Raw genomic sequence first — 26,110 nt, forward strand, 5'->3', positions numbered from 1 at the left:
TTCGACTCAGCCGCCGGCGCGCTTGACCTTGTGGCCGCGCTGCTGGAGCCAGGCCATCACCTTGTCCACATGGTCGCCCTGGACCTCGATCGTACCGTCCTTGACCGTGCCGCCGCAGCCGCAGGCGGTTTTCAGCTCCTGGCCCAGCCGTGCCAGCGCTGCCGCGTCGCCGGGAGCGCCCCGCACCACCGTGACGGCCTTGCCGCCGCGTCCCTTGCTCTCGCGCAGCACGCGCACGATGCCGTCGGAGGGCGGGGGCGGCGCCGCCTTGCTGCAGCTGCACTGGGCCAGGGGACGGCGGCAGGCGGGGCACATGCGGCCGCCTTCGGTGGAGTAGACGAGGCCACCGGTGGGGGATCGGGACTTCACGGGGCTGGAGTCTGCGAGGTTTTCGTAGGCTGGAGGTGGAGCGACAGCGAAACCCCAGCGCTTATCGCGCCAATGCTGGGGTTTCGCTGCGCTCCACCGCCAGCCTACCATCGACCGCGACGCGGCCGAAGTGATAGACGGTGTCGTTCAGGTAGCGGGCGACGGCGTCCACGTCCTCGTCGGTCCACCGCAGGCGCGACTCGCCCTCCCAGTGGCGCACCCACGTGCGCAGCGTGTCCCAGTCGCGCGCCTGGCGGCGGTCGCGCCAGTGCATCTGGGTGGTATGGCATTCGACGCAGTGCGTGGTGTACAGCAGCTGGCCGCGCGAGGGCGAGGCCTGGGCGTGCGCGCCGGCGGCACATGCGACCAGCAGCAGCGGGAGAAGACGCAGGGAAGGCATGCTTCCATGCTAGGCAGCGGCGGGCGCCGCCCCTTGCGGCAGATCAACGCCTGCGACCGGTGCGCGCCAGCAGCCACTCGACGAACACGATCGCGCCGGCGATGCCCAGCGCCCACAGCGCCACGGAGGAGTCGATGGACAGCGTGGCGTACGCATCCGAGGCCCGGCTGTACGCCTGCACGCCCTTTTGCGCGCCGTGCACCAGCGGCGCCATGTCCGCCGCGCCGCGGGCCTGGGCGGCCGGCAGCCCCGTGGCCGCGGCGAGGGGCTGCACCGAAGTGGCGACGAAATGCAGGATGTTCATGGAAGCCCCCAGATGGTGCCGTGGTGCGCGTTCGTCAAGGTAGCAGGGGACGGCGCGCTTGCCTATCAGCCTTTCGGCGACCGAGCGGGCGAGGTGTGCCAAAAGTCGCTCGACCGCGGCATGACCATCGTCACCCTCGCGGCGCAGGGCTGCCCTTCATCCGCATTCAGGACGATGGCAGGCATCGGTGCCCCACCCTATGCTGGCAACGAGGTTCTGTCGGAAGTTGGGAGCTGGCGATGAGCGAAGTCCTGAGCCTGACCGTGGCCAGTGCCGACGGCGGCGAACACAGGCACGACCTGGAAGGCACCGGCCACCTCGTGGTCGAGTGCCGCGACGACCCGGCGCTGCCCGGCCACTGCGTCCTGCGTTTCACCCGGCCTTCCACCCCGGCGCCCCTGGGGTGCCAGCCGCTGCCCGCTTCGCAGGCGCAGGCGGCGAAAGCGCTGGTGCACCTGCTGGCCACCGGCAGGCTGCGCGCCGACCCTTCCGCGCTCGCGCTGCAGCCCGGCGAGTGCGGCCGCCTCACTTTCGGCGGCGCGCGCGCGAGCCTCGGCTCGGGGCACCTGCACCTGCTGGTGGAGCGCTACTGCGGCACCGTCGGCGCACGCTTCGGCGCCCGGCTGCGCGCCTGGCTGCCGGCCCTGGCCGGCCGCAGCGCCACCGTCGACCGCGAGGGCAAGCTGCACAACCTGCTGCGCGCCAGCGCCGACGATCCGGTGATGCGCGACCTGCAGGACAGCCTGTTCGACGAGCTCTACTGGGATCCGTCCCTGCGCGCGGCCAGCCGCCTGGGCATCCGCTCGCCGCTGGGCGTGGCCGTGGTGCACGAAAGCTGGCTGCGCGGCGCCTGGACGCCGCTGCGCGATCGCGCGAGCGCCGGCGGCAGCGTGCAGCAGGTGGGCGAGCACGAGTGGCTGCGGCGCTACGTCCAGCTGCGGCGCGACTGGCTGGCCACGCATCCGAACCCGCTCCTGCGCGAAGCGGTCGCGTGCATGGACACCTTCCGGCACCTGATGGACCAGGAAGCCTGGGCGCTGCCGCTGCCGCTGGTCGTCAACGGGGAGGAAATCTCGCCGGCCACCCTGGCCGCCCCGCCGCACGGCTGCCACGAAGGCCCGGAGCCGGGTACGCGCGAGCTGGCGGTGCATTCGCCGCTGCAGCGCGGGCTGGACGTGCGGCTGGTGCAGCTCGCCCTCTCGGACCAGGGCTGCGAGCTGCGCGCGGACGGCGTCTGGGGGCCCGTCACGGCGCGCTGCATCCGCGCCTTCCAGCGCGCCAGCGAGCTGCCGGAAACGGGCATCGCCGATGCCGCGTTGATCCAGAAGCTGCTGGCGCTGGAAAACTAGGAGCCTGGGCGGCAGAGAAACGGGCCTGCGTTGGGCCTGGAAGCCCGCCATCCGTCGTTACAGGCTCCTAGTCGCCGGCCCGGGCCGAATCCGGCAGGGCCATGTAGCCCACCGCGCCTTCGCAGCCCGCGGGATAGGCCTTGCGGTCCGGCTCGCCGGGCTGCAGGTCCGCCTCGGAGCGGAACAGGCGGCCGAACAGGCGCCGGCTCTCCGCCGTGAGCCCGTCGACGAAGTAGCGATGCCCGCCGCTGCCGGTCTGCGCGTTCGAGAAGCTGACGTAGCGGAAGCCGGCGCCCTGCAGCAGCTCGCGGCCGGGATCCGTGCCCAGCTTGGCCTGCTTGCGCCCGTCGGCCAGGAAGGCGCCGGCCAGCACCGTGTCCGCCCGGTTGAAGGTGACGTAGGTGCGGCCCTTGGGGCGCAACTGGTGCAGCCAGCCGCGGTGCCCGTCGGCGCGCACGCAGGGCGCGAGCAGCACCACGTTGTACGCCGCGCCGATGGCCTCGCCGGCGCCCGGCACCTCCAGCGCGTACTGCAGCAAGTGGGCGCCGAGGCCGTGGGCCGCGATCGTGAACGGCTGCGTGTTCGAGATGAGGCGGCAGGTCGCCAGCATGCGCAGGAACTTGGCCAGCGCATCCACCGATTCCTGCGCATTCACCTTCGCCTGCCGGTAGCGGCGGGCGAGCTGCTGGCCTTCGGCGTCCACGCGGTTGGAGGACTTGAGGCCGGCGAGATCCAGTTCCTCCGCCGGTGCATCGGGCGCGGCCAACCTGGGCACGGGCTCGCCGTCGCACAGCAGGCCTTCGGACGGCCACGAGAAGCCGATCACCTCGGCGCCGTATTCCGCCTCCAGCGCGGCGCAGCGCGCGAAGCACGCCGCCGGAGCGCTGCCGTGGCCGTGCAGGTACAGCAGCAGGGGCCGGCCGCCGCCGAACAGGGGCAGCAGCAGGTCGAAGGCGTCGCGCTCGGTCACGTCGTCGTCGATGCGCGAGAGCGCCCACCGGCCGGCAGCGTCGCGCGCCACCGCGGCGACCGCGATGCGGTTGCCGCCGGGCGTGAAACTGCGCTGGAAGGCGGACGGGTCTGACTGCGCGACGACGTCGCGGTTCGTGAACACCAGCATGGGAGCCTCCTGCGGGTGCCGGCAGTGTGCGCGCCGCGCGGTCTTTTGTCCTCCTCCGAAAAGCCGGGGCGGCGTCAGGGGGGTTCTCCCTAGAACCGCCCGGCTGCGCCGGGGCTAGATTGCAGTCCGAGTCGCCGTATCACCCCTTCATCGCGACCAGGAGACCACCATGCTTCGTCCTTCCCGCCGCTCGCTGCTGGCCGGCGCGTTCGCCGCTGTCGCCCTCGCTGCTGCCGCCCTGCCCGCCGCGGCACAGAACTATCCCGCGCGCCCGATCACGCTGATCGTGCCCTGGGGCGCCGGCGGCGGCACGGATGCCACGGCGCGCATCCTCGGCAGCCTGATGGAAAAGGAACTGGGCCAGCCGGTGACGGTGGTCAATCGCACCGGCGGCAGCGGCGTGGTGGGCCACGCCGCCATCGCCGCGGCGCCGCCCGACGGCTACACCATCGGCCTGGCCACCGTCGAAATCGGCATGATGCACTGGCAGGGCCTGACGGAATTGAGCGGCGCCTCGTACACGCCGATCGGCCTGGTCAACGCCGACCCGGCCGGCGTGCAGGTGCGCGCGGACGCCCCCTACAAGAACGTGCAGGACCTGCTGGCCGCGATCAAGGCCAACCCCGGCAAGTTCAAGGCCTCGGGCACGGGCCAGGGCGGCATCTGGCACCTGGCCCTGGCCGGCCTGCTGCGCGACCAGAAGATCGATCCGGCCAGCGTGTCCTGGGTGCCGAGCAACGGCGCCGCGCCCGGCCTGCAGGACATGGTGGCCGGCGGCATCGAGATCGCGCCGGTGTCGCTGCCGGAGGCGCGCTCGCTGATCGATGCCGGCAAGGTCAAGAGCCTGGCCATCATGGATGCGAAGCCGGCGGCGCTCTACCCGAACGTGCCGACGCTCAAGGCCTCGCTGGGCAGCGACTGGACCATGGCCGCCTGGCGCGGCATCGTCGCGCCCAAGGGCATCCCGAACGACGTGCGCGAGAAGCTCGCGGGGGTGGTGCGCAAGGTCGCCAACAGCAAGGACTACCAGGACTTCATGCACAGCCGCGGCTTCGGCGTGGTGTACGCCGGGCCCGAGGACTTCGGCAGGTTCATGGCGAAGTCGGACGCCGAACTGGGCGCCACGATGAAGGCCGTGGGCATCGCGAAGTGAAACTGAACGACGCCGTTTTCGGCGTCCTGCTGATGCTCCTGGGGGCGGCCGTGCTGGTCGGGGTCCAGGGGTATCCCAAGATCCCGGGGCAGCCCGTCGGCCCGGCCCTGTTCCCCGGCCTCATCGCCGCGGGCCTGTGCATCGGCGGCGTGCTGCTGATCGCGCGGGGCTGGCGCGAGCGTGCGGCGCACCGCTGGCTGGCCTGGGACGACTGGGTGCGCTCGCCGCGCCATGTGCTCTCGCTCGCGGTGCTGCTGGCATCGGTGGTGTTCTACATCCTGGCCGCCGAGAAGCTCGGCTTCCTGCTCACCGCGCCGGTGATCCTGGCCAGCCTGTTCCTCGTGCTGCGCGTGCCGCCGCTGCGGGCGGTGACGATCGCGCTGGTGGCCACGCTGCTGATCCACTTCGCCTTCTACAAGCTGCTGCGCGTGCCGCTGCCCTGGGGCGTGCTGAAAGGGATCGCCTGGTGACGACCTCCGCCGCCGTGCTGCAGGCGTTCGCAATGGTGTTCGAGCCCGGCACCCTGCTGGCAATGGTGCTGGCCTCCCTGTTCGGCCTCTTCGTCGGCGCCGTGCCCGGACTCACGGCCACCATGGCCACGGCACTGCTGGTGCCGGTCACCTTCTTCATGCCGCCGATCACGGCCATCGCCACCATCGTCACGGCCACCGCGATGGCGATCTTCTCCGGCGACGTGCCCGGCTGCCTGCTGCGCATCCCGGGCACGCCGGCCTCGGCGGCCTACACCGACGAGGCCTACGCCATGACGCGCAAGGGCCAGGCCGAACTGGCGCTGGGCGCCGGGCTGGTGTTCTCCGCGGTGGGCGGCCTGTTCGGCACGGCGGTGCTGATCCTGGCCGCGCCGGCGCTGGCCGAATTCGCGCTGCACTTCAGCTCGTTCGAGTACTTCTGGCTGGTGCTGCTGGGGCTGACCTGCGCCGTGTTCATCACCAGCGACGAGCCGCTCAAGGGCGTGATGACGCTGTTCCTCGGCCTGCTGGTGGCCTGCGTGGGCCTGGGCAACCCGGCGGGTTATCCCCGCTTCACCTTCGGCAGCGCGGAGATGACCGGCGGCATCGGCATGATCGCCATGATGATCGGCATGTTCGCGATCTCCGAGGTGATCCGCTTCGTGGTGGACACGAGCCCGCCGGCCGAACTGGTGGTCGAGAAGGTCGGCAACGTGATGAAGGGCCAGTGGGAACTGGCGAAGAAATACCCGCTGCAGATCCTGCGCGGCAGCGCCCTGGGCACCGCGGTGGGCGCCCTGCCCGGCGCGGGCGCCGACATCGCGGCGTGGATGTCCTACGCCATGAGCAAGAAGCTGTCGAAGGAGCCGCAGAAGTTCGGCACCGGCCACGTCGAGGGCATCGTGGAATCGGGCTCGGCGAACAACAGCGCGCTGGCCGGCGCCTGGATCCCGGCGCTGGTGTTCGGCATCCCGGGCGACTCGATCACGGCCATCGTGATCGGCGTGCTGTACATGAAGAACATGAACCCGGGGCCGACGCTGTTCACGACCAACCCGCAGAACATCTATGCGGTGTTCCTGCTGTTCATCCTGGCCAACATCATCATGGTTCCGATGGGCCTGCTGTGCATCAAGGCGGCCAAGCGCATCCTGCTGGTGCCGCGCAACGTGCTGATGCCGCTGATCCTGCTGTTCTGCATCGTCGGCACCTTCGCCATCAACAATTCGACGTTCGAAGTGACCGTGATGCTGGTCGCCGGCATCGTGGCCTACGTGCTGGAGGCCAACCGCTTCCCGATCGCGCCGGCGATCCTGGGCGTGGTGCTGGGCGGGATGCTGGAGGAGAACTTCATCACCTCGATGATCAAGTCCAACGGCAACCTGGCGGCCTTCGTGGAGCGGCCGATCGCGGCGGGGCTGGCGGTGGTGACGGTGCTGGTGTGGTTCGTGCCGCCGGTGCTCAAGGCCTTGCGGCTGCGGCGGGCGGAGGTGCCGGCCTGAGGGTGGCGAGCATTTGACCCTGGTGCTGACCCGGTAGGCTGGTGGTGACCGAAGGGAACCCCAGCGCCGCGCGACCACCGCTCAAGCGCTGGGGTTCGCGCGCTGACGCGGCTCACCGCCAGCCTACGAACGCGGCATCGCCACCCCCAGCTTCTGAGCCCACGGCTGCAGCGCCTCCAGGATGCCGGCATGCAGCGCCACGCCCTGCGCCTGCTGCTCGCGCGCCAGCGCGAAGCCCTTCTCCCCCGGCAGCCGCACCGGCCGGCCCGCGCGCGCCGGGCGCGAGGCGTGGCATTGCGCCGCGACCGCGTCCATCTGCCGCACGAAATCCGCGCGGCCGGCGAACGCCTGCGGGTCCAGGATCTGCAGGAACACCGTGGCGCCCCAGCCCTGCTTCGGATCCGCGCGGCCGAAACCCGCCAGGCCGCCCGTGAGGGCCTCGACCGTGAGCGACAGGCCGTAGCCCTTGTGCCCGGAGTCCAGGCCGCCCAGGGGCAGGATCGTCCCCTTCGGTTCCCGGAACAGCACCGAGGGGTCGTCGGTCGGCTGGCCGTGGCCGTCGATCACCCACGCCGCCGGCAGTCGCCCGCCCTCGTCGTGCAGGCGCTTGGTCAGGCCGTTGGTGGTGGCGGAGGTGGAGATGTCGGTGACGATCGCGTCGCCGCTCTTGGGGATGCCGATGGAGATCGGGTTCGGCGTGAACACCGCATCCAGCCCGCCGAAAGGAGCGACGCTGGCGGAGTTCGCGTCCGAGGAGGCCAGGATCATCATCAGGCCGCGGTCCGTCGCGCGCCGGTGGAAGGCCGCCAGGCAGGCGATGTGGTGGCTCTGGCGGATCACCACCGTGCCGGTGCCGCACTGCTGCGCCTTGGCCGCGGCGGCCTCCATGGCCTGCAGCACCAGCCAGGGGCCGGGCAGGCGCCGGCCGTTCCAGGTGAGCGTGGCGGGCGTCTCGCGGATCACCTCCGGCGCGCCCTCGACGCGCATCGAGCCGGACTCGACCTCGCGCAGGTACGAGGGCAGCAGTTGCAGGCCGTGGGTGGTGTGCCCGAGCAGGTCGCCCTCGACCAGGATGTCGGCGACGCCCTGCGCCTTGTCTTCGGGCATGCCGGCCGCGCACAGGAGCGAGCGGGCGAAGGCGAGCAGGTCGGCGGCAGCGTGGCGGGGGGAGGACTGGGGCATGGAGCGGCGGGGCCGAGGTGAGGCTGCCGAGTCTAAGGCGAACACTCCGTTACCGACACCCCCGCCGCGCGCCGCGCGCACCCACAATCCCCCCACAACAACGGCAGAGCACACCCCTTCACCCATGTTCGCATCCCCCCTCTGGGTCTGGCTGTCCTTTGTCCTCATCGCGGTGCTGCTCCTGGTCATCTACTCGATCCGGTGGCATCGCAGCCCGATCCTGCAGGTCAGTTCCGAGTCGCCGATCGACCAGCTCATGCCCTCGCTCTCGGGGCTGACGCTCAGCACCGCCGTGGACGGCAACACGGTCGACGTGCTGCAGAACGGCCGCTTCTTCGACGTGCTGATGGAGCGCATCCGCGCGGCGCAGCACACGGTGCACTTCGAGACCTTCCTGTGGAAGCCGGGCGAACTCGCCAACCGCATGTTCGCGGCGTTCATCGACCGGGCCAGGGCCGGCGTCACGGTCCGCATCCTGCTCGACGCCCAGGGATCCAAGACGATCGACAAGGACATGGTGCAGCGCCTGCGCGAACAGGGCTGCAAGGTGAAGTTCTTCCACAAGAAGTCGCTCTACACCATCGGCGTGCTCAACGACCGGGACCACCGCAAGCTGTGCGTGATCGACGGGCGCGAGGCCTTCGTCGGCGGCCACTGCGTCACCGACGAGTGGCTGGGCGACGCCGAGGACGGCCAGCACTTCTCGGACGTGAGCGTGTGGCTGCACGGGCCGATCGTGCACAGCATCCAGGGCGCATTCAGCGAGAACTGGGCCGGCGAGACCGGCGAGCTGTTCGTGGGCGACGAAGTCTTCCCGGTGCTGGAGCGGGTGGGCGACATCCCCATCCACGCGGCCTTCGCCAAGCCCGAGAACTCCGCACCCGCGGTCAAGATCCTGCACCACGCGGTGCTGTGCCTGGCCAAGAAGCGGATCTGGATCCAGAACCCCTACTTCATTCCCAAGGTCGAGGCCATAGCCGCGCTGGCGGCGGCGGTGCGGCGCGGAGTCGACGTGCGCGTGCTGATGCCCGCCGCGAGCGGCTCCGACAGCCCGATGGTGCAGCACGCCGGCCACCGCCACTTCGAGCAGATGATGCGCCACGGCGTGCGGCTGTTCGAGTATCCGCACACGCTGCTGCACCAGAAGCTGATGGTGGTGGACAGCTGCTGGTGCGCCGTGGGCTCCACCAATTTCGACGACCGCTCCTTCGACACTAACGACGAGATCACGCTCGGCATCCTGGACCGCGGCATCGCGGCGCAGTTCGAGCAGATCTTCGAGCGCTACGGCCAGCGCGCCGAGGAGATCCAGCTGGAGAAATGGCGCAAGCGCGGCGTGCTGCACAAGATCAAGGACAACGCGGCGTACCTGCTGAACGACGTGCTTTAGGAGCACCGGCAGCAGCCAGGCGCGCCTCGGAGAGAATCGGGCCATGTCCCGCCTGCTCGCCGAAGACCTGCCGCCCGAAGCCCTGGCGATCCTCAAACGCGCCACGCGCCTGACTTCGCCCTGCGGCGACGGCGACATGGTGTGGCACGCCTGGGGCGACGGCGACCCGCTCGTGCTGCTGCATGGCGGCAGCGGCAGCTGGACGCACTGGATCCGCAACATCGAGCCCCTGGCGGCCGCCGGCCGGCGCGTGCTCGTGCCCGACCTGCCCGGCTTCGGCGATTCGGCCAGGCCGCCCGGCAACGGCGATGCGGATGGCGTGGTGCCCGTGCTGGCCGAGGGCCTGCCCTACCTGCTGGGGATGCAGGCCGTCGACGTGGCGGGCTTTTCCTTCGGCGGCCTCTGCGGCGGGCTGCTCGCGGCCGCCCACCCCGAAATCGTCCGCCGGCTCGTGCTGGTGGGCGCCCCGGGCTTCGGGCTGCGCGAGAAGCGCCTGACGCTCGTCGCCTGGCAGCACCTGGACGACCCGCATGCGCGCACCAACGCGCACCGGCGCAACCTCGCCACGCTCATGCTGCATCGGCCGGAATCGGTCGACGCGCTGGCCGTCGCGGTGCAGGCGGCCAACGTGCCGCACGACCGGATGCGCCGGCGCAAGCTCGCGATGACGGACATCCTGCTGCGCCACCTGGCCGCCATCGCGTGCCCGCTCGACGCCATCTACGGCGAGCACGATGCGCTCTACAGCGGCGGCATGCTCGAGGAGCTGGAGCGGCTGCTGCGCGCGGCGCCGCAATTCGGGCGCCTGGTGCGTATCCCGCAGGCCGGACATTGGGTACAGTTCGAGGCGGCCGCGGCCTTCGATGAAGCCCTACTCCAACTCCTGGCGTGAGGCAAGCCCAAGACAGACGTGAACCGATCACATTTACACCGGTATCGAGCCGTCTTCCGGCGTTGCCGGACGTTCATAGACTCTCCTCCACCTAATGGAGGACAGCGCATCATGGACGCAGCAACCCAGACCCTGGCCACCTTCACCCTGTCCCGCCCGCCCGCGGCGGTCGCCGGCGACCCGCGCGCCGTCGCGCGCTGTGCCTGGCGCGTGCTGGAGGAGATCGATTACGGCCTCATCCTGCTGAGCGCGACCGGCGAGCTCCAGCATGCCAACCAGCTCGGGTGGAGCGAGCTGACGCGGGCGCGCTTCCTGCGCGTGGACGACGGGCTGGTGATCGGCGAGACGCCGGCCGTGACGCAGGAACTGCGCCGCGGGCTGCAGGCCGCGGCGCTCGGCCGGCGGCACATGCTGATGCTGCGCGAAGGCGGCGACGTGCTGCCCGTGACCTGCGTGCCGCTGATGCCCACCGAGGGCAGCGGCACCCCGGTGCTGCTGATGCTGGCGCGGCAGACCGCGACGCGCAACCTGAACGTCGGCTTCTTCTCGCGCACGCACGGCCTCACCGCCGCCGAGGAATCGGTGCTGCGCCACCTGTGCGAGGGCCTGCAGGTCAAGGAGATCGCGCGCGTCAAGGGCATCACGCCCTCCACCGTGCGCACGCACCTGCGCTCGCTGCGCGAAAAGACCGGCCTGCGGCACATCCGCCTGCTCGCGCAGCGCGTCGCGATGCTGCCGCCGATGCTGCCCACCAATCCGACCCTGCCCGGGGGACCCGGGCGCATGGTGCATCAGTGAGGAGGGACCTCCGCCTCTCCGGCGATGCCGCGGAAGCGGAGGGCCTTCCATTCGCCGCCGGCTCGCGCCACACCGAGGCGCTGGCCGCGCGCGGAACGCTGCGCAGCTTCCGCCGCGGCATGCTCCTGATCCAGGAGGGCGACATCGGCAGCACGCTCTACATCGTGCGCACGGGCCGCCTGCGCGCCTACGCGGCCGACCCCAAGGGCAAGGAAATCACGCTGGGCCTCTACGGCCCCGGCGAATACGTGGGCGAGATGTCGCTGGACGGCGGGCCGCGCTCGGCCAACGTGGAGACGCTGGAGACCACCACGTGCGCCGTGATCACCCGCGAGACGCTGCTGGCGTACATCGCCGAGGAGCCGGATTTCGCGCTGGAGATGATGGCGCGCCTGATCCGCCGCGCCCGCCTGGCCACCGAGAGCACGCGCAGCCTGGCGCTGATCGATGTCTACGGACGCTTCAAGCGGTTGCTGGAGCAGTTGTCCGAGCCGCCGGCGCCCGATGGCAGCCGCATCCTGCGCGAGCGCATCACCCACCAGCAGATCGCCAATCACCTGGCCTGCTCGCGCGAGATGGTCAGCCGCCTGATGAAGGACCTGGAGGTGGGGGGGTACGTCGGCAAGCAGGACGGGCGGATCGTGCTGTTCCGGGAGTTGCCGGCGCGCTGGTAATCGCCTGCGCACCGGTCCAGGTCCGCGGCGCACTCCCGTAGGCTGGCGGTGGAGCGCCAGCGAAACCCCAGCGATGCGCAGCGCTACCCGCGCGCGCTCCTCCTGGCCCGCATCCACCACCCCACCAACACCACGACGAGCACCAGCGTCAGCACGTTGTCCGCCACCTCCACCGGCGCGATCGACGCCTGCCAACTCCACCCGAACGATCGCGTTCCCACCTGCGCCAGCGCGACCTGGATCAACGCCGCCAATGCATCGGCCGCCAGGAAAGCCTTCCACGGCATGCGCAAGGAGCCGAAGATGAAGAACAGCGTCCCCCGCTGCCCCGGCAGGAAACGCGTGACGAAGGACATCGTCGCGGCATGCCGCCGCATCCCCTCCTCCAGCCCCGGCAGCCGCTGCGGCGGCACGAAGCGCGCCGCCCACGGCCGCCGCACCCAGCGAGCGCCGTAGTGATGGCCGAACCAGACGCTCAGCGCATCCCCGGCCAGGATCGCGAGCCAGGCCGTGGCCGCGACGGCCACCGGGTCCAGGCCGCCGGAGCGCAGGCCCAGGCCCGCCGCGGCGAGGAGGACGATGTCCTGCGCCCAGGGAGCGCCGAGGCCACCCGCCGCGACGAAGAGGAACAGCACCGCATAGGCTGGGCCGCCGTGCAGCGACGCAAGGAGGTCGAGGGCGATTTGCTGGAACATGGGCCTGCTACCTTCCGCCAGACGCACACCACTGCTTTTCGCAGGGGACGCCATCGTTGTTGCCGTCCATCTGGACGCCGGGACAGTTGCGCAGGAAGAAGGTCGCTTCCTCGCAGGAGTGCATCTGGGAACACAGGGTCCGGCCGTCGCAGGTGAAGGCCGGAGTGCCTGCCCGCTGCGCGGAGAGGGGCTGGCTCGAATTTTCGGGCTCGACCGAACTCTCGATGGCGCGTGCGGCCTGCCGTTCGCCGTACACGCCATACCCCACGCGGCCCAGCACAGCCAACAGCACCAGGGTCACGAGCACGGGCACCTTTCCTGAAACAGAACGCCGGTCAGGCCGGGCGAACTGCCTCTGCACGACGCCATGGCTGCCGCGCGCGCGATCCTCCTGCAGCGCCGCCGCTTCCTGCAGCTGCCGGCGCACCTCCACGGCCTTCTTGCGCCCCTGCCGATCGAGCGCCACCTCGAACGTCAGGAGCTCCTCGCTTGCCGGCCGCGGCGAAGGCAGCGCGGAACCGTGCACGAAGACATCGTCACCGCCCTCGGCCGGCCGGATGAAGCCGAACCCGCGCTGCTCGTTCCAATCCCGCAGTCGTCCCGTGAAGCGCATCCCGGCAGCCGGTGGCGATCAGAGCGCGCGGCCCAGCCGGGCCACGCCTTCCTTGATCTTCTCGACATCCGCCGTCGCGAAACTCAGTCGCAACGTCGACGGATCCGCATCCTTCGCGAAGAAAGGCGCCCCCGGCACGAAGGCCACGCCCTGCTCGATCGCGCGCCTGGCGAACTCGCCGGCATCCTTCACCTTGCCGCCGGCGCCCGTGAGGCGGGCCCAGAAGAACAAGCCGCCCTTGGGCTCCGTGAACTCGATCGCATCGCCCAACTCGCGCTTGAGCGCCTGGGCCATCGCATGCGAACGCTCCGCGTACTTGCGGCGCACGTTGGCCAGCGTCGCCGGCATGCGCCCGCTCTTGAGGTATTGCGCCGCCGTCGCCTGCGCGAACGTGCTGGTGTGCGCGTCGCTGAACTGCTTGCACATCGTGGCCTTGGCCAGCAGCTCCGGCTGCGCGATCAGCCAGCCCACGCGCAGGCCCGGGCTCAGCACCTTGCTCATGCTGCCGCAATGGGCGATCCACTCGCGGCTGCCCGGCACGTCCTTCGAGAGGGCCAGCATGCTCGGGGGCGGCGCCTCGCCGAAGTACAGGTCGCCATAAGGGTCGTCTTCCACGACCAGCACCTGGTGCTTCACGGCCAGTTCCAGCACCCTGCGCCGCCGCTCCAGCGACAGCAGCGCGCCGCTCGGGTTGCCGAAGGTGGGGATCAGGTACACGAACTTCGGCCGGTGTTCGACGATCAGCTGCTCCAGCCGGTCGACCTGCACGCCCCGCGCGTCGATGGGCGCGCTCTGGATGTCCGCGCCATAGAGGCGGAAGCACTGGATGGTGGCCAGGAAGGTCGGCCCCTCGACGATCACCTTGTCGCCGGGGCTCACCATCGTCTTGCCGATCAGGTCCAGCGCCTGCTGGCTGCCGGTGGTCACGATCAGCTGCTGCGGCTCGATCTCGGCCACGCCCTTGCCGCGCTCGAAGGCGGCGAGCTGCGTGCGCAGCGGCTCGTAGCCCTCGGTGGCGCCGTATTGCAAGGCGCCGCCCGGCTCCTCCGCCAGCGCCTTCTGCGAGGCCTCGCGCAGGCCCTCCACGTCGAACATGGCGCTGTCCGGGAAGCCGCCGGCGAAGCTGATGATCCCGGGCTTGCCGAGCAGCTTGAACAGCTCGCGGATGGCGGAGGTCTCGACGTTGTCGAGGCGGGAGGCGAATTTCAGGGGCATGGGGGTTTCTTCCGGCTGGCGAAGCGAATCGCCGCATTTTCGCCTAGTGCCAGGCCGCCTTCACCCGCTCGAGGGCCTGCTCCACCTGGCGCGTGAGGCGCGACGAACCGACGGCAGCCAGCACGAGGCTGTGCGTGGCACGCGTCATGGCGACGTAGAGGAGCCGCAACTCCTCGACGCGGTTCGCCTCGGCCGCGTCGATGCGGTCGAGGCCGACGAGGAACACGCAGGGGAATTCCAGGCCCTTGCTGCTGTGGAACGTGGTCAGCATGACTTCGCCGCCGGACTCCTGCCGTCGCCCGCGTTCACCCTTGGGCGGCGTGCAGGGCACCCCTTCCGATGCGAGCGCGGCGCGCACGCCGTCCAGGCACGCGCGGTAGCGGGCGAGCACGGCGACCTCGGCGGGGTGGCGGCCCTGCGCCAGCAGCTCGCGGACCTGCTGCGCGATGCCGCTCGCCTCTTCCCGCCCGCTGTCGAAGCAAAGGAAGGTCGGCAGCGGGCCGCTGCGGCCGGCGGACTGCGGCATCACGAGGGGCATGTCCTCGGCCGCCAGCGGCTTTGCCGCATCGAGGACGCCCTGGGCGCATTCGACCGCCAGCGCGAGCACCTCGGTGGTGTTGCGGTAGTTGATGCGCAGGATCTTCGTGCGCCCCTGCGCCTCGATGCCGAGCTTCGCGAAGCTGGTCTTGCGCCCCTTGCGGTGATAGATGGACTGCGCATCGTCGTACAGGACCAGCAACGATTTCGTCGCCGGGTCCACCATCTGCACGGCCGCCGCGAGCCACTCGTCGGCCAGGTCGTGCGCCTCGTCGATGAGCAGCGCCGTGTACTGGCCCTTCGGCACCCGCGCAGCGGTGATGCCTTCGCAGGCCAGGCGCGCCAGGGCGTCGTAGTCCTCGCCCGTGAGCCTGCCGCTGGCGATCGGTCCGAGCTGGTAGGTGCGGATCAGGTCCATCGCCCAGGCATGGAAGGTTGCGACCTGCACTTCGGGGCCGACGCCCTTGAGGCGCAGCATGGTCTCCAGGCGCGTCGCCAGGTCGCGGTTGTAGCAAAGCACGAGGATCGGCTTGTCGGGCCGCGCCGCGGCGGCGAGCTGCACCGCGCGGAACACCAGGATCATGGTCTTGCCGGAGCCGGCCGGCCCGTGGATCACGCGGTGCCCCTCGCCCAGGGTGCGCGCCACCATTTCCTGGTGCAGGTCCATCACCTGCAGCACGTCCTGGACCACCAGGCGGGAGGGCGAATCGGCCAGCGGCAGCACCTGCTGCGAGCCGATGCGCAGCTCCGGGAACAGCAGGCCGCGCACGATGTTCATCTGCGGCAGCGACAGCTGGTGCTGCCACCGCACGTTGAACATGCCCCACAGCTTCTCCTGCAACGCCATGGGGTCGACATCCTCCGCCAGGTCGTCCCACAGCAGCACCTTGTGGGGCTCGAACACGCCGGCGAAGCCGGCATCCCCCTCGACCTCCTTGCGGCGGATCCCGTTGAGGACGGCGCCCCAGCCCCAGGGCAGCAGCAGCTGGCCGCGGTGGCGCCCTTCCGGCTGCAGCAGTTCGGGATACTTCTGCAGCTGGTGCGTCAGCTCCAGCATGTAGCTGCGCGCCTGGGCGACCGGGTGGAGGGTGCTGACCCGCCCCCGCTCCGTCTCGATCAGCACCCGCATCGGGTTCGCGTCGAGGATCGTGCGCCGCTTCCAGTCCTTCACCTCCAGGACCAGCAGGCCGCGGCTGGGGTGCAGGATCACGACGTCCGGCTCGCGGCCGGACCCCATGATCGGGATGTTGTGCCAGACCGTGTAGTCGTCTTCCAGGGTGCGCGCCAGCGCTTCCAGCAGGCGCTTTTCCCCGCCCCGCGTCCGGTCGATGACCTTCGTCTTGCCCTGAGGAAATATGGCCACCCCGAGAGACCTCCCGCAGGAAGTCTAACGGTCGCGGCCGCGGGCTCCCGCGCTCAGCGCGGCTTGTCGCTGTCCTCGTGCGCCGCCGCGATGTCCGGCGATGCGATCGGCCTGTCGTCGTCGACCACCTTCAGCTCGCGCTGCTCGCCCCAGCCCTGCGAGGCCATCGCGCGCTCGGGAGCGCGCTCCACCGTGCCTTCGCCCTCGAGGTCCGCCGGCCTGCGCTCCGGCGGGAAAAGCTCGCCTTCCCGCCGCACGTCCATGTTGTGGCCGGCCCCCATCTCCGCGCGGGCGGTGCCGAATCGCTGCTCGAGGCTGCCGCCCCGGCGCTCGGCGACCAGGTCGCGCAGCGGCGGCTCGCCGGCGCGGTGGACGAGGGTGACGTCGGCGGGATTCAAGCCATGCAGCACGTCCTGCGCGTGCTGCGCCTCGGACTCGTCGGCGCTTTCCACCAGCACCACGTACAGGCCCTGCTCCACGGCGCGGCTGTACGTGTCGGCGTGCGGCGCGTGCCGGCCGGCGCCGAACAGGCGCTCGAAGAACGAGAACTTGCCGACGACGTCGTGGTCGCGGCGCTCGGTGCCCGCATCGGGCTCCGCCATCGGCGTGCCGTCGGCGTGGCGGTGCTCGACGTGCACCTCGCGGCGGTCGAACCCCGCTTGCACCAGTCGCTCGGCGGCCTGCTCGGCCCCCGCGCGGTCCTCGAATGTACAGATCGCGGTATGCATGCGAACCTCCTGTTCGTGGGCGCGGGTCCATGCTCGCGCCGGGGGCCGTCCGGGTCAACCCCGGTCCGACGGGAGCGGCATCAGCCGTTCGGCTTGTCCTTGTCCGAGTAGCGCAGCCCCGGGGCGCGCTCCACGTCCGGATCGCGCAGGTCCGGGCCGGCGGTCGGCGCCAGGCGATGCGAGGCCAGGGCGTGCTCGCTTTCCATGTTCGAGGAGGTCGCCGTGCCCTCGTAGGGCTCGCGGTTGCGCTCCACCATGCCGGCGTCTCCCTGGCGCATGCCGACGATGTCGCGCAGCGGCCGCTGCTCGGGGCGCGGCACCACGTTCAGGTCGCCGGCCTGCAGGCCGTTCAGCATCGTGCGCGCCCGCTCGGCCTCGGCCTCGTCGTGGGCGTCCACCACCACCACGTAGCTGCCGCGTTCCACGTGCTGCGCATAGGTGTCGGCGCGGCCCGAATCGCGCCCGAACAGGCTGGCGAAGAAGTGGCCGAAGGAAGACAGCACGCCGCGGTCCACCGCGATCTCGCGCTCCATCCCGTCCCAGCGGTCGTTGGCGTCGCGGTGCTCGTCGTACAGCTCCTTGTGCTCGATGTGCACGTCGTGGCGCGCGAAGCCCGAGCGGACGAGTTCGTCCCTGGCCTGTTCGGCGCGGCTGCGTTCGTCGAAAGCGCAAATGGCGGTATGCATGGTGTGTTTCCCCTTTTCTATGGCACTCCTGACTATGTAGGTCCGCCGCCGCGCTTCGCATGTCGTCCCGCCGAGGTCCGGCGGGTAGGTGCGGGACTACCCTGTAGCCCAGGCTTGGCGCGCTGCCTCATGCTCTGCCGCCTGGAGGCCCCGCGATGATCGAGAAGCACCTGGACATCCCCACCGCCGACGGCGCCATGAACAGCTTCGTGGTGCATCCGGAGGAAGGCGGGCCGCACCCCGTGGTGCTGTTCTACATGGACGCGCCGGGCAAGCGCGAGGAACTGCACGACATGGCACGGCGCCTGGCCAGCGTCGGCTACTACGTGGTGCTGCCCAACCTCTACTACCGCCGCACCCGCGAATTCGAACTGAAGGAGCGCACGCCGGAGGCGATGAAGCCCATGTTCGAGCACATGGACAGCCTCACCAACGCGATGACCGTGCGCGACACCGCCGCCATGCTGGACTTCGCCGATGCGCAGCCCGAGGCCGATGCCAAGCGCGTCGGCGCCGTGGGCTACTGCATGAGCGGCCCGTTCGTGTTCGCGGCAGCCGCGGCCTTCCCCGAGCGCATCGCCGCGATCGCCTCGATCCATGGCGCGCGCATGGTGACCGACCGCGACGACTCACCCCACCTGATGGCGCCGCGCATCCGCTGCGAGACCTACGTGGCCTGCGCGGAAACGGACATCTGGGCGCCGCCGGAGGCGGTGGCGAAGCTGCAGGCCGCGCTGGAATCGGCGGGGACGCCGCACCGCATCGAGTGGTATCCCGGCGCGCAGCACGGCTTCGTGTTCCCGAAGCGCGCGGGCATCTACGACCAGCCATCGGCGGAGCGGCACTGGGAGCGCCTGTTCGCCCTCTTCGACCGCAAGCTGCGGCGCGTCAGCGCTCCAGCTTGAGGAACAGGTCGCGGTCCGGCGCGAAGTTGGCGTACAGCGGCAACAAGGCCCCGCCGAGCGCGCGCGCGTCCGAGCCGATGGCCCCCGCGTGCAAGGTCGGGCGGGCCACGCCCTCCCAGCTGTAGGCCCCCAGCGCGGCGTCCAGGCGGTCCAGCAGCGCGGCCAGCAGGGTGCGGCCGAAGGAGCCGTCGATGACGATGCCGTCCAGGTCCAGCAGGCAGGCGGCGTTGTGCACCGCCACCGCGATGGCCGGCGCGGCCTGTTCCAACCAGCGCCGCGTGTGCTGCTCCCACGGCGGCTGCAGTGCGCGCTCGTCGATGGCCGCCGCCGGGTCCAGGCCCGCCTCCCGGTAGAAGGCTTCCAGGTTGAACAGCGAGGCCACGCTCAGCAGCTGCGGCGGCGTCGCTTCGCCCGCCGCGGCTTCGCGCAGCGCCAGCGAGCCGACCGCGCCGGCGTTGCCGTGCAGGCCGCCGCGCAGGTGGCTGTCGATGACCAGTCCGCCGCCGATGAAGGTGTCGACGAACACGTAGAGGAAGCTGCGCACGTTGCGCCCGATGCCGGCCACCAGCTCCGCGACGCAGGCCGCGGCCGTGTCCTTGACGAAGTGCACCGGCAGCCGGGTGGCGCGGGCCACGCGCTCCGACAGGTCCACGTGGTTCCACTTGTCCGCGATGGCCGGATCCACGCCCAGCAACTGGTGCCAGCCGCCCAGCGACAGCGGCGCGGCGATGCCGATGCCCTGCAGGCGCTCGCGCCGGGCCGCGGGCAGCGCCTTGCGGAAGGCCTTCACCTGCTGCGTGATCTCGGGCAGCAGCGTGTCCGGGTCGGGGAAGACGTAGCGCAGCGACGCCCGCTCGCGCACTTGCCCCGCGAAATCCAGCAGCAGCAGGTCCATGCTGCGGCGGCCCACCTTGATGCCGATGGAGTACGCCCCGTCGGCATCCAGCGCCAGCGGCACCGAAGGCTGGCCGACCTTGCCGCGCACCGGGTCGCCCTTGGCCAGCAGGCCGTCGTCGAGGAGTCGCTTGGTGATCAGCGAGACCGTCTGCGGAGTCAGGCGGGTGAGTCGCGCCAGGTCGGCGCCGGCCATGGCGCCATGCTGGCGCAGCGCCTGCAGCACCACCCGCTCGTTGTACTGGCGCACGCCGCCCTGGCTGGAGCCGTGCGGCCGCAGCGGGGAGCCGGAGGCGACGGCGTCCATCACGAAGCTCAAGCCAGGCACTCCTGCGGCAGTTCCTCGGGGCGCCGGGCCCCCGTCATGACGGCGACGGTGTCGCTCATGGAAATCCTCTTCGGGTCGACGACCGCGGCGCGCTTGCCCAGGCGGGCGATGTGGATGCGGTCGGCGATCTCGAACACGTGGGGCATGTTGTGGCTGATCAGGATCACCGGCAGGCCCTTGTCGCGCACGCGCCGGATCAGCTCCAGCACCATGTTGCCCTCCTTCACACCCAGCGCCGCCGTCGGTTCGTCCATGATCACCACGTGGCGCGCGAAGGCGGCGCTGCGCGCCACCGCCACGCCCTGGCGCTGGCCGCCGGAGAGCGTCTCCACCGGCTGGGTCATGGAGCGGATGCCGATCTTCAAATCGGCCATCGCGGCGCGGGCCTCCTCCAGCATGCGCTTCTTGTCCAGCACGCGCAGCAACCGGCCGATGGCGCCGAAGCGCGTGAGCTCGCGCCCGAGGAACAGGTTCTCGGCGATGGTCATCGCGGGCGCCACCGCGAGCTCCTGGTACACGGTCTCGATGCCGGCGCGGCGCGCGTCGCTGGGGCTGCGGAAATGCACCGGCTGGCCATCGAGCAGGATCTCGCCCGAATCGGGCACGGTAGCGCCCGAGAGCGCCTTGATCAGGCTCGACTTGCCGGCGCCGTTGTCGCCGATCACGGCCAGGATCTCGCCGGCGCGCAGTTCGAAATCGGCGCCGTCGAGGGCGGTGACCTGGCCGTAGCGCTTGACCAGGTTGCGGGCTTGCAGAACGACAGGGGGCTTCATCAGCGGCCTCCGCGGCGGGAGAGTTGGTCGGTGGCCACCGCGAGGATGACCAGGATGCCGGTCACGAGGACCTGGTAGATGGAGGAGACCCCCATCAGCGTGAGCCCGTTGCGGAACACGCCGACGATCATCGCACCGATGAGCGAGCCGAGGATCACGCCGCGGCCGCCGAACAGGCTCGTGCCGCCCAGCACCACCGCGGTGATCGCGTCGAGGTTCTCGGTCTGGCCCGCGTTGGGGTCGCCCACGCCGGTGCGCGCCACCGACAGCAGCGCCGCCACGCCGTACATCAGCCCCGCGAGCGCATAGACGCCCATCAGCACGGTCTTGACCGAGATGCCGGTCAGGCGCGCGGCCTCGCTGTTGTTGCCCACCGCGTAGACGTGGCGGCCCGGCGCCGTCTCGCGCAGCGCCAGCCAGGCGAGGAAGTACAGCGCCAGCATCAGCAGCACGCCGTAGCTCACCTCGGCGCCGCCGAGCGAAAAGGTGTTGCCCAGCACCGTGAGCGCGTCGGGCAGGCCCGTCACCGTCTGCGAATTCGAATAGAGCTGCGTCAGCGCGAAGGCGATGTTCATCGTGCCCAGCGTCACGATGAAGGACGGCAGCTTGATGCGCGTGACCAGCAGGCCGTTGGCGATGCCGAACAGCGTGGTCACGGCCAGCCCGCAGGCGATGGCCAGCGGCGCCGGCAGGCCGGACTCCACCGCCAGCTTCGTCATGACGATGCCGCCCAGCGCCATCACCATGCCGCAGGACAGGTCGATGCCGGCGGTGAGGATGATCAGCGTCTGGCCGATCGCCAGCAGGCCGACCACCATCACCTGCTGCGCCACCAGCGCGAAGTTCTGCGCCGTGAAGAAGCGGTCGCTCTGCAGGGCGAAGAACAGGCAGGCGGCCACCAGGGCGAGGAAGGGGCCGAGCTCCACCAGCGACGGCAGGTGGAAGTGCCAGGGCTCGCGGGCCACCGCGGCGGCGGCTTCGCTGGCGGGCGCGGCGGGAACGAGGGGGGCCTCGTCGTGCGGGAGGGCGTGGCTGTCCATGGCGTCGTTCCTCACTTGCCCCAGCACAGTTCCAGGCCCCTGGCGGTGTCGGTGGTCTGCACGCCGGGCAGCGGCTTGTCGGCGATCAGCGTGACGCCGGTGTCGGTGTAGCCGCTGACCTTCTTGCCGGTCTTCGCGTAGTCGATGCCGGCCTCGACGCCCATCGCCGCCATCTTCAGCGGGTACTGCTGCGCGGTCGCCGCGATCATGCCGGCCTTGACGTTGCGCACGCCGGCGCAGCCGCCGTCCACCGAGACGATCATCACGCCCTTGTCCTTGCCGGCCTTCTTCAGGGCCTGGTGGGCGCCGGCGGCGGCCGGCTCGTTGATGGTGTAGACGAGGTTGATGTCCGGGTTCTTCTGCAGGCAGTTCTCCATCGCGGTCTGCCCCTTGGCCTGGTCGCCGTAGCTGTCGGCCATGCAGACCACCTCGGGCGCGCTGCCCAGCGTGGTGGCCTTGGCGTCGGGGGCGGTGAGGCCGAATCCCTTGAGGAAGCCGTTGTGACGCTGCGCGCCGACCGGGTGGCCGGGGAACAGGTCCAGCGTCGCGATCTTCACCGGCTTGCCGGCGAAGGCCGCCTTGGCGTATTCGCCGATCACCATGCCGGCCTTGTAGTTGTCGGTGGCGAACAGGGCGTCGGTGCCTTCCGCCGGGTCGGTCGGGCTGTCGAGCGCGATCACCTGGACGCCCTTGGCGCGCGCCTTCCGGATCGCCGGCAGGATGGCCTTGGCGTCGCTGGGCGTGATGAGGATGGTCCTGGCACCGGCGTTGATCATGTTCTCCAGGGCCGTGACCTGGCCGGCGTTGTCGCCGTCGGTCTTGCCGGCCCCGGTCAGCAGCTTGCCGCCCTTCGCCTGCACGGCCTGCTGCGCACCCTCCTTCATCTTCACGAAGAAGGGATTGGTCTCGGTCTTGGTGATCAGGCCGATCACCGGGGGTTGCTGGGCGGCAGCGCCGGCGGCGAGCGCGGCGGCGGCGAGGGCGAGGAGGGGCGTGCGCATGGGGTATCTCCTGGAGCGGGCGGGTGGAACCGGATTGCGCGAATTCTGGCTGGCGTGGTTTAATAAATCAAGTTGATTGACTTATGGAAAACCCCATGATCCTCGTCCTTGGAGAAGCCCTGCTCGACGTGTTCGCCGGTGCCGACACGGCCACCGGCCTGCTCTTCGACGCGCGCGTCGGCGGCTCGCCCTTCAACGTGGCGGTGGGGCTGGCGCGGCTCGCGCGCCCGGTGGCCTTCGCCGGCGGCGTGTCGACCGACCGCTTCGGCGAACGCCTGCTGCAGGCCCTGCGCGCCGAAGGCGTGGACGTGTCGCTGGTGCAGCGGCCGGTCGCGCCCACGACCCTGAGCGTGATCAGCGCCGACGCGGCGGGCGTGCCCACCTATGCCTTCCACGGCGACCAGGGCGCGGACCGGCAGCTCTGTGCCGCACCGCTGGAGCACCTGCCCGCCGCGATCCGCGCCGTGCACGTGGGGTCCTATCCGCTGGTGGTGGAACCCATCGCCAGCAGCCTGCGCCGGGTCGTCGAAGCCTCCCGCGCGCAGCGGCTGATCGCCTGCGACCCCAACGTGCGCCTGAACGTCGAACCCTCGGTGCTGCGCTGGCGCGCCGCCGTCGAATGGATGGTGCAACGCACGCACCTGCTGAAGATCAGCGCGGAGGACGCAGGCCTGCTCTATCCCGATGTGCCGCTGGACGCGCTGGCCCGCCGCTGGCTCGCCCAGGGCGTCGCGCTGGTGGTGGCGACCTGCGGCGGGGACGGCGCGCTCGCGTGGACCGCGCGGGCGCAAGGCAGCGCCCGCGCGCAGGAGGTGACGCTGGTCGACACGGTGGGCGCGGGCGATACCTTCCAGGCGGCGCTGCTCGCGTGGCTGGGGGAGAACGAGCGCCTGCAACCGCAGGCGCTGGCAGCCCTGTCGGGCGAAGAGCTCGGATCGGCGCTGCGCTTCGCGGCCCGGGCCGCGGCGATCACCTGCGGCCGGCGCGGTGCCGACCTGCCGCGCCGCGCCGAACTGTGAGGCGGCAGCAAGGCCCGCACGCCTGCGTCGCCACGCGCTTGGTGGCGCCCATCCGCGCCCCTATACTCCGCGAAATGAACGAACTGGTACATCCGAGAGCGCGCGCGGCGGGCCCTTCCCGCGGCAGCGCGCCGAGGGAGACGACGCGCACCAACGACCCGGAACGCACCAAGGCGAACATCCTGCAGGTCGCCGCGTCCGAGTTCGCGGAGAAGGGCCTGGCGGGCGCGCGCATCGACGAAATCGCAGCGCTCACGCAGACCAGCAAGCGGATGATCTACTACTACTTCGGCAGCAAGGAGGGCCTGTACCTGGCGGTGCTGGAGGAGTCGTACAAGCGCGTGCGCGACATCGAGGCCGAACTGCACCTGCGCGACCTCGAACCGGAGCAGGCGCTGCGCCGGCTGGTCGCCTTCACCTTCGACCACCACCTGCAGCACGAGGACTTCATCCGCCTCGTGATGAACGAGAACATCGCGCGCGGCCAATACCTCGCGCAGTCCACGCGGATCCAGGAACTGAACGTGCCCGCCGTGGAAGCGATCCAGCACCTCTATGCGCGCGGCATCGCCCAAGGGATCTTCCGCCCCGGACTGGACCCCGTCGACATCCACGCGTCGATCTCCGCGCTGAGCTTCTTCAACGTCTCCAACCGCCACACCTTCGGCCTGATCTTCAAGGTCGACACGACCTCGGCCGCTTACATCGCGCACCGGCGCGACAACGTGGTGGAGATGATCGTGCGGTTCATGCGCGCGCCCTGAGCGCACCGCGCCCGGGGACCCCGCCACCCTGCCGTGGGCCCCGGGTATTCCCCCAGCGGGACAACTAACCAGTCCGTACAAAATCCGGCGCCAGGAGCCCGCCCATGCTGCAAGCCCTTCTCGATCGCCTCGCCCGCGCGCTGTCCGCGGTGATGGTGCTGTTCCTGGCCGCGATGGTGGTGCTGGTCTTCGGCAACGTGGTGCTGCGCTACGGTTTCAATTCGGGCATCACGCTGTCCGAGGAGCTTTCGCGCTGGCTGTTCGTGTGGATGACGTTCCTCGGCGCGCTGGTCGGCCTGCATTCGCACCACCACCTCGGCACCGACAGCCTCGTCTCGCGGCTGCCGCTCGCGGGCAAGAAGTTCTGCCTCGGGGCCAGCCATGTCCTCATGCTGTACCTGTGCTGGCTGATGCTCGCCGGCTCGTGGCAGCAGACCGTGATCAACGCCGGCACCACCAGCGCCGTGATGGAAGTGTCGATGGCCTGGTTCTACGGCGCCGGCCTGTTCTTCTCGGTACTGGCCTTCCTGTTCGTGCTGAACGACTTCTGGAAGCTGGTTTCCGGCCAGCTGTCCGAAGCGGAACTGGTGGGCATCACGGAGTCCGACGCCATGCCCACCGGCGAGCCGCACCCCCGCCCCGCCGCCGGCAAGTAAGCCGATGACGATCACGATCTTCCTCGGCGCCCTGCTCGGCGCCATGGCTCTCGGCGTGCCGATCGCCTTCTCGCTGCTCGCCTGCGGCGCGGCGCTGATGTGGCACATGGACATGTTCGATCCGCAGATCCTGGCGCAGAACACGATCGAGGGGGCCAACAGCTTCCCGCTGCTGGCGGTGCCCTTCTTCATGCTGGCGGGCGAGATCATGAATGCCGGCGGCCTGTCGCGCCGCATCGTGCATTTCGCCATGACGCTGGTCGGCCACGTGCGCGGCGGCCTCGGCTACGTGGGCATCATGGCCGCGATCATCATGGCGGCCCTGTCCGGCTCCGCGGTGGCGGACGCCGCGGCGCTCGCGGCCCTGCTGCTGCCGATGATGAACCGCGCCGGCTACGACACGGCGCGGTCGGCGGGCCTGCTCTCGGCCGCCGGCATCATCGCGCCCATCATCCCGCCCTCGATCGGCTTCGTGGTGTTCGGCGTCGCGGCCAACGTGTCGATCTCCAAGCTGTTCATGGCCGGCATCGTGCCGGGCCTGATGCTGGGCGTGGCGCTGTGGGTCACCTGGTGGTGGCTGGTGCGCAAGGACAGGATCCAGGCCGCGCCCAGGGCCAGCCGCGCCGAGGTGGCCGCCGCCTTCAAGGACGCGACGCTGGCCCTCGTGATGCCGCTGATCGTGGTGGTGGGCCTCAAGTTCGGCGTGTTCACGCCCACCGAGGCGGCCGTGGTGGCGGCGGTGTACGCGCTGGTCGTATCGACCCTCGTGTACCAGGAACTGAAGCTGCCGCAGCTCTATCGCCTGTTCGAGGCGGCGGCCAAGACCTCCGCCATCATCATGTTCCTGGTGGCTGCCGCGATGGTCTCGGCCTGGATGATCACGGTGGCCAACCTGCCGGCCGAAGTGGTCTCGCTGCTGCAGCCGCTGCTGGACCGCCCCACCCTGCTGATGCTGGCCATCATGGTGCTCACGATGGTGGTGGGCACGGCGATGGACATGACGCCCACCATCCTGATCCTCACGCCGGTGCTGATGCCGATCGTCAAGGCCGCGGGCATCGACCCGGTGTACTTCGGCGTGCTGTTCATGATCAACAACGCCATCGGCCTGATCACGCCGCCGGTGGGCACCGTGCTCAGCACCGTGGCCGGCGTCGGCAAGGTGAGCATGGACGACGTCACCCGGGGCGTGTGGCCTTTCATGGTGGCGCAGTTCGCGGTGATGTTCCTGATGGTGTTCTTCCCGCAGCTGGTGATGGTGCCGGCGCGCTGGTTCTATGGCTGATCCCA

The 26,110-nt window shown here is 70.5% G+C and carries 28 protein-coding genes; 13 read left to right on the forward strand and 15 right to left on the reverse strand.

Going from position 1 to position 26,110, the window contains the following annotated elements:
• Positions 1–6: 6 nt before the first annotated feature.
• The 3 genes from WG923_RS17595 to WG923_RS17605 form a co-directional block, all read right to left on the reverse strand.
• A complete protein-coding gene (locus tag WG923_RS17595; RefSeq protein WP_340352285.1) occupies positions 7–369 on the reverse strand; it encodes a translation initiation factor Sui1 in 363 nt (120 codons plus the stop codon).
• A 61-nt stretch (positions 370–430) separates the two neighbouring features.
• A complete protein-coding gene (locus WG923_RS17600) occupies positions 431–769 on the reverse strand; it encodes a c-type cytochrome (RefSeq protein WP_340352286.1) in 339 nt (112 codons plus the stop codon).
• A gap of 43 nt (positions 770–812) precedes the next feature.
• Positions 813–1,073 carry a hypothetical protein gene (locus WG923_RS17605; protein WP_340352287.1) on the reverse strand — a complete coding sequence of 87 codons (261 nt, stop codon included), beginning with the start codon at positions 1,071–1,073 and terminating at the stop codon, positions 813–815.
• Between the two features lie 239 nt (positions 1,074–1,312).
• On the opposite strand from WG923_RS17605, the gene WG923_RS17610 reads away from it, so the two are divergent.
• Entirely contained in the window at positions 1,313–2,422 is a 1,110-nt protein-coding gene (locus tag WG923_RS17610) for a peptidoglycan-binding protein (RefSeq protein WP_340352288.1), read from the forward strand.
• Between the two features lie 67 nt (positions 2,423–2,489).
• Here WG923_RS17610 and WG923_RS17615 read toward each other — a convergent pair whose 3' ends face one another.
• Positions 2,490–3,542 carry an alpha/beta hydrolase gene (locus WG923_RS17615; RefSeq protein WP_340352289.1) on the reverse strand — a complete coding sequence of 351 codons (1,053 nt, stop codon included), beginning with the start codon at positions 3,540–3,542 and terminating at the stop codon, positions 2,490–2,492.
• A 169-nt stretch (positions 3,543–3,711) separates the two neighbouring features.
• Here WG923_RS17615 and WG923_RS17620 point away from each other — a divergent pair, with 169 nt between their 5' ends.
• From WG923_RS17620 to WG923_RS17630, 3 genes are read left to right on the forward strand one after another with little or no spacing between them, the layout of a single operon-like run.
• Positions 3,712–4,695: a tripartite tricarboxylate transporter substrate binding protein gene (locus WG923_RS17620; protein WP_340352290.1), complete on the forward strand. Its 984-nt coding sequence runs from the start codon at positions 3,712–3,714 to the stop codon at positions 4,693–4,695.
• Positions 4,692–5,165, forward strand: coding sequence for a tripartite tricarboxylate transporter TctB family protein (locus WG923_RS17625; RefSeq protein ID WP_340352291.1), 474 nt, complete (start codon positions 4,692–4,694; stop codon positions 5,163–5,165). The genes WG923_RS17620 and WG923_RS17625 overlap by 4 nt, the downstream gene beginning before the upstream one ends.
• Before the next feature lie 32 nt (positions 5,166–5,197).
• Entirely contained in the window at positions 5,198–6,667 is a 1,470-nt protein-coding gene (locus tag WG923_RS17630; RefSeq protein ID WP_340352405.1) for a tripartite tricarboxylate transporter permease, read from the forward strand.
• 123 nt (positions 6,668–6,790) lie between these two features.
• On the opposite strand, the gene WG923_RS17635 is transcribed toward WG923_RS17630, so the two are convergent.
• Positions 6,791–7,849 (reverse strand): Ldh family oxidoreductase, encoded by a 1,059-nt coding sequence (locus WG923_RS17635; RefSeq protein WP_340352292.1) that lies wholly within the window; start codon positions 7,847–7,849, stop codon positions 6,791–6,793.
• Between the two features lie 124 nt (positions 7,850–7,973).
• On the opposite strand from WG923_RS17635, the gene WG923_RS17640 reads away from it, so the two are divergent.
• The 4 genes from WG923_RS17640 to WG923_RS17655 all read left to right on the forward strand — a co-directional run bounded on the left by WG923_RS17640 (position 7,974) and on the right by WG923_RS17655 (position 11,603).
• Complete coding sequence (locus WG923_RS17640) at positions 7,974–9,239, forward strand: phospholipase D-like domain-containing protein (RefSeq protein WP_340352293.1); 1,266 nt, start codon at positions 7,974–7,976, stop codon at positions 9,237–9,239.
• A gap of 43 nt (positions 9,240–9,282) precedes the next feature.
• Complete coding sequence (locus WG923_RS17645) at positions 9,283–10,131, forward strand: alpha/beta fold hydrolase (protein ID WP_340352294.1); 849 nt, start codon at positions 9,283–9,285, stop codon at positions 10,129–10,131.
• Between the two features lie 111 nt (positions 10,132–10,242).
• Positions 10,243–10,929 carry a helix-turn-helix transcriptional regulator gene (locus WG923_RS17650; RefSeq protein ID WP_340352295.1) on the forward strand — a complete coding sequence of 229 codons (687 nt, stop codon included), beginning with the start codon at positions 10,243–10,245 and terminating at the stop codon, positions 10,927–10,929.
• Positions 10,926–11,603, forward strand: coding sequence for a Crp/Fnr family transcriptional regulator (locus tag WG923_RS17655; protein ID WP_340352296.1), 678 nt, complete (start codon positions 10,926–10,928; stop codon positions 11,601–11,603). The genes WG923_RS17650 and WG923_RS17655 overlap by 4 nt, the downstream gene beginning before the upstream one ends.
• Positions 11,604–11,686: 83 nt before the next feature.
• Here the strand turns inward: WG923_RS17655 and WG923_RS17660 are convergent, their stop codons facing one another.
• The 6 genes from WG923_RS17660 to WG923_RS17685 form a co-directional block, all read right to left on the reverse strand.
• Positions 11,687–12,298: a DedA family protein gene (locus WG923_RS17660; RefSeq protein ID WP_340352297.1), complete on the reverse strand. Its 612-nt coding sequence runs from the start codon at positions 12,296–12,298 to the stop codon at positions 11,687–11,689.
• 7 nt (positions 12,299–12,305) lie between these two features.
• Positions 12,306–12,911, reverse strand: a complete 606-nt coding sequence (locus WG923_RS17665) for an excalibur calcium-binding domain-containing protein (protein WP_340352298.1) — start codon at positions 12,909–12,911, stop codon at positions 12,306–12,308.
• Positions 12,912–12,929: 18 nt separating this feature from the next.
• Positions 12,930–14,120, reverse strand: coding sequence for an aminotransferase-like domain-containing protein (locus WG923_RS17670; RefSeq protein WP_340352406.1), 1,191 nt, complete (start codon positions 14,118–14,120; stop codon positions 12,930–12,932).
• Between the two features lie 49 nt (positions 14,121–14,169).
• Positions 14,170–16,026: a 3'-5' exonuclease gene (locus WG923_RS17675; protein WP_340352299.1), complete on the reverse strand. Its 1,857-nt coding sequence runs from the start codon at positions 16,024–16,026 to the stop codon at positions 14,170–14,172.
• Positions 16,027–16,079: 53 nt separating this feature from the next.
• The gene (locus WG923_RS17680; protein ID WP_340352300.1) at positions 16,080–16,754 is read right to left on the reverse strand and encodes a hypothetical protein; all 675 of its coding nucleotides are present in this window, start codon (positions 16,752–16,754) and stop codon (positions 16,080–16,082) included.
• An 80-nt stretch (positions 16,755–16,834) separates the two neighbouring features.
• The gene (locus WG923_RS17685) at positions 16,835–17,440 is read right to left on the reverse strand and encodes a hypothetical protein (protein ID WP_340352301.1); all 606 of its coding nucleotides are present in this window, start codon (positions 17,438–17,440) and stop codon (positions 16,835–16,837) included.
• A 155-nt stretch (positions 17,441–17,595) separates the two neighbouring features.
• Between WG923_RS17685 and WG923_RS17690 the strand changes: the two genes are divergently transcribed.
• Positions 17,596–18,345: a dienelactone hydrolase family protein gene (locus WG923_RS17690; RefSeq protein ID WP_340352302.1), complete on the forward strand. Its 750-nt coding sequence runs from the start codon at positions 17,596–17,598 to the stop codon at positions 18,343–18,345.
• On the opposite strand, the gene WG923_RS17695 is transcribed toward WG923_RS17690, so the two are convergent.
• The 4 genes from WG923_RS17695 to WG923_RS17710 are packed head-to-tail and all read right to left on the reverse strand — an operon-like array spanning position 18,329 to position 22,381.
• Complete coding sequence (locus WG923_RS17695) at positions 18,329–19,546, reverse strand: ROK family transcriptional regulator (RefSeq protein ID WP_340352407.1); 1,218 nt, start codon at positions 19,544–19,546, stop codon at positions 18,329–18,331. The two genes, WG923_RS17690 and WG923_RS17695, sit on opposite strands and share 17 nt — an antisense overlap.
• An 8-nt stretch (positions 19,547–19,554) precedes the next feature.
• Positions 19,555–20,340 (reverse strand): ATP-binding cassette domain-containing protein, encoded by a 786-nt coding sequence (locus WG923_RS17700; protein WP_340352303.1) that lies wholly within the window; start codon positions 20,338–20,340, stop codon positions 19,555–19,557.
• Positions 20,340–21,380, reverse strand: coding sequence for an ABC transporter permease (locus tag WG923_RS17705; protein WP_445322940.1), 1,041 nt, complete (start codon positions 21,378–21,380; stop codon positions 20,340–20,342). The genes WG923_RS17700 and WG923_RS17705 overlap by 1 nt, the downstream gene beginning before the upstream one ends.
• Before the next feature lie 11 nt (positions 21,381–21,391).
• Positions 21,392–22,381: a sugar ABC transporter substrate-binding protein gene (locus WG923_RS17710; RefSeq protein WP_340352304.1), complete on the reverse strand. Its 990-nt coding sequence runs from the start codon at positions 22,379–22,381 to the stop codon at positions 21,392–21,394.
• A gap of 95 nt (positions 22,382–22,476) precedes the next feature.
• Here WG923_RS17710 and WG923_RS17715 point away from each other — a divergent pair, with 95 nt between their 5' ends.
• The 4 genes from WG923_RS17715 (at position 22,477) to WG923_RS17730 (ending at position 26,105) form a co-directional block, all read left to right on the forward strand.
• Positions 22,477–23,400 (forward strand): carbohydrate kinase family protein, encoded by a 924-nt coding sequence (locus tag WG923_RS17715; protein ID WP_340352305.1) that lies wholly within the window; start codon positions 22,477–22,479, stop codon positions 23,398–23,400.
• Between the two features lie 74 nt (positions 23,401–23,474).
• Entirely contained in the window at positions 23,475–24,164 is a 690-nt protein-coding gene (locus tag WG923_RS17720) for a TetR/AcrR family transcriptional regulator (RefSeq protein WP_340352306.1), read from the forward strand.
• A 104-nt stretch (positions 24,165–24,268) separates the two neighbouring features.
• Positions 24,269–24,820 carry a TRAP transporter small permease gene (locus WG923_RS17725; protein WP_340352307.1) on the forward strand — a complete coding sequence of 184 codons (552 nt, stop codon included), beginning with the start codon at positions 24,269–24,271 and terminating at the stop codon, positions 24,818–24,820.
• 4 nt (positions 24,821–24,824) lie between these two features.
• Positions 24,825–26,105, forward strand: a complete 1,281-nt coding sequence (locus WG923_RS17730; protein ID WP_340352308.1) for a TRAP transporter large permease subunit — start codon at positions 24,825–24,827, stop codon at positions 26,103–26,105.
• The last annotated feature ends 5 nt before the right edge of the window (positions 26,106–26,110 follow it).

The sequence above is a fragment of the Ramlibacter sp. AN1133 genome (assembly GCF_037890035.1).
Lineage (GTDB): Bacteria > Pseudomonadota > Gammaproteobacteria > Burkholderiales > Burkholderiaceae_C > Ramlibacter.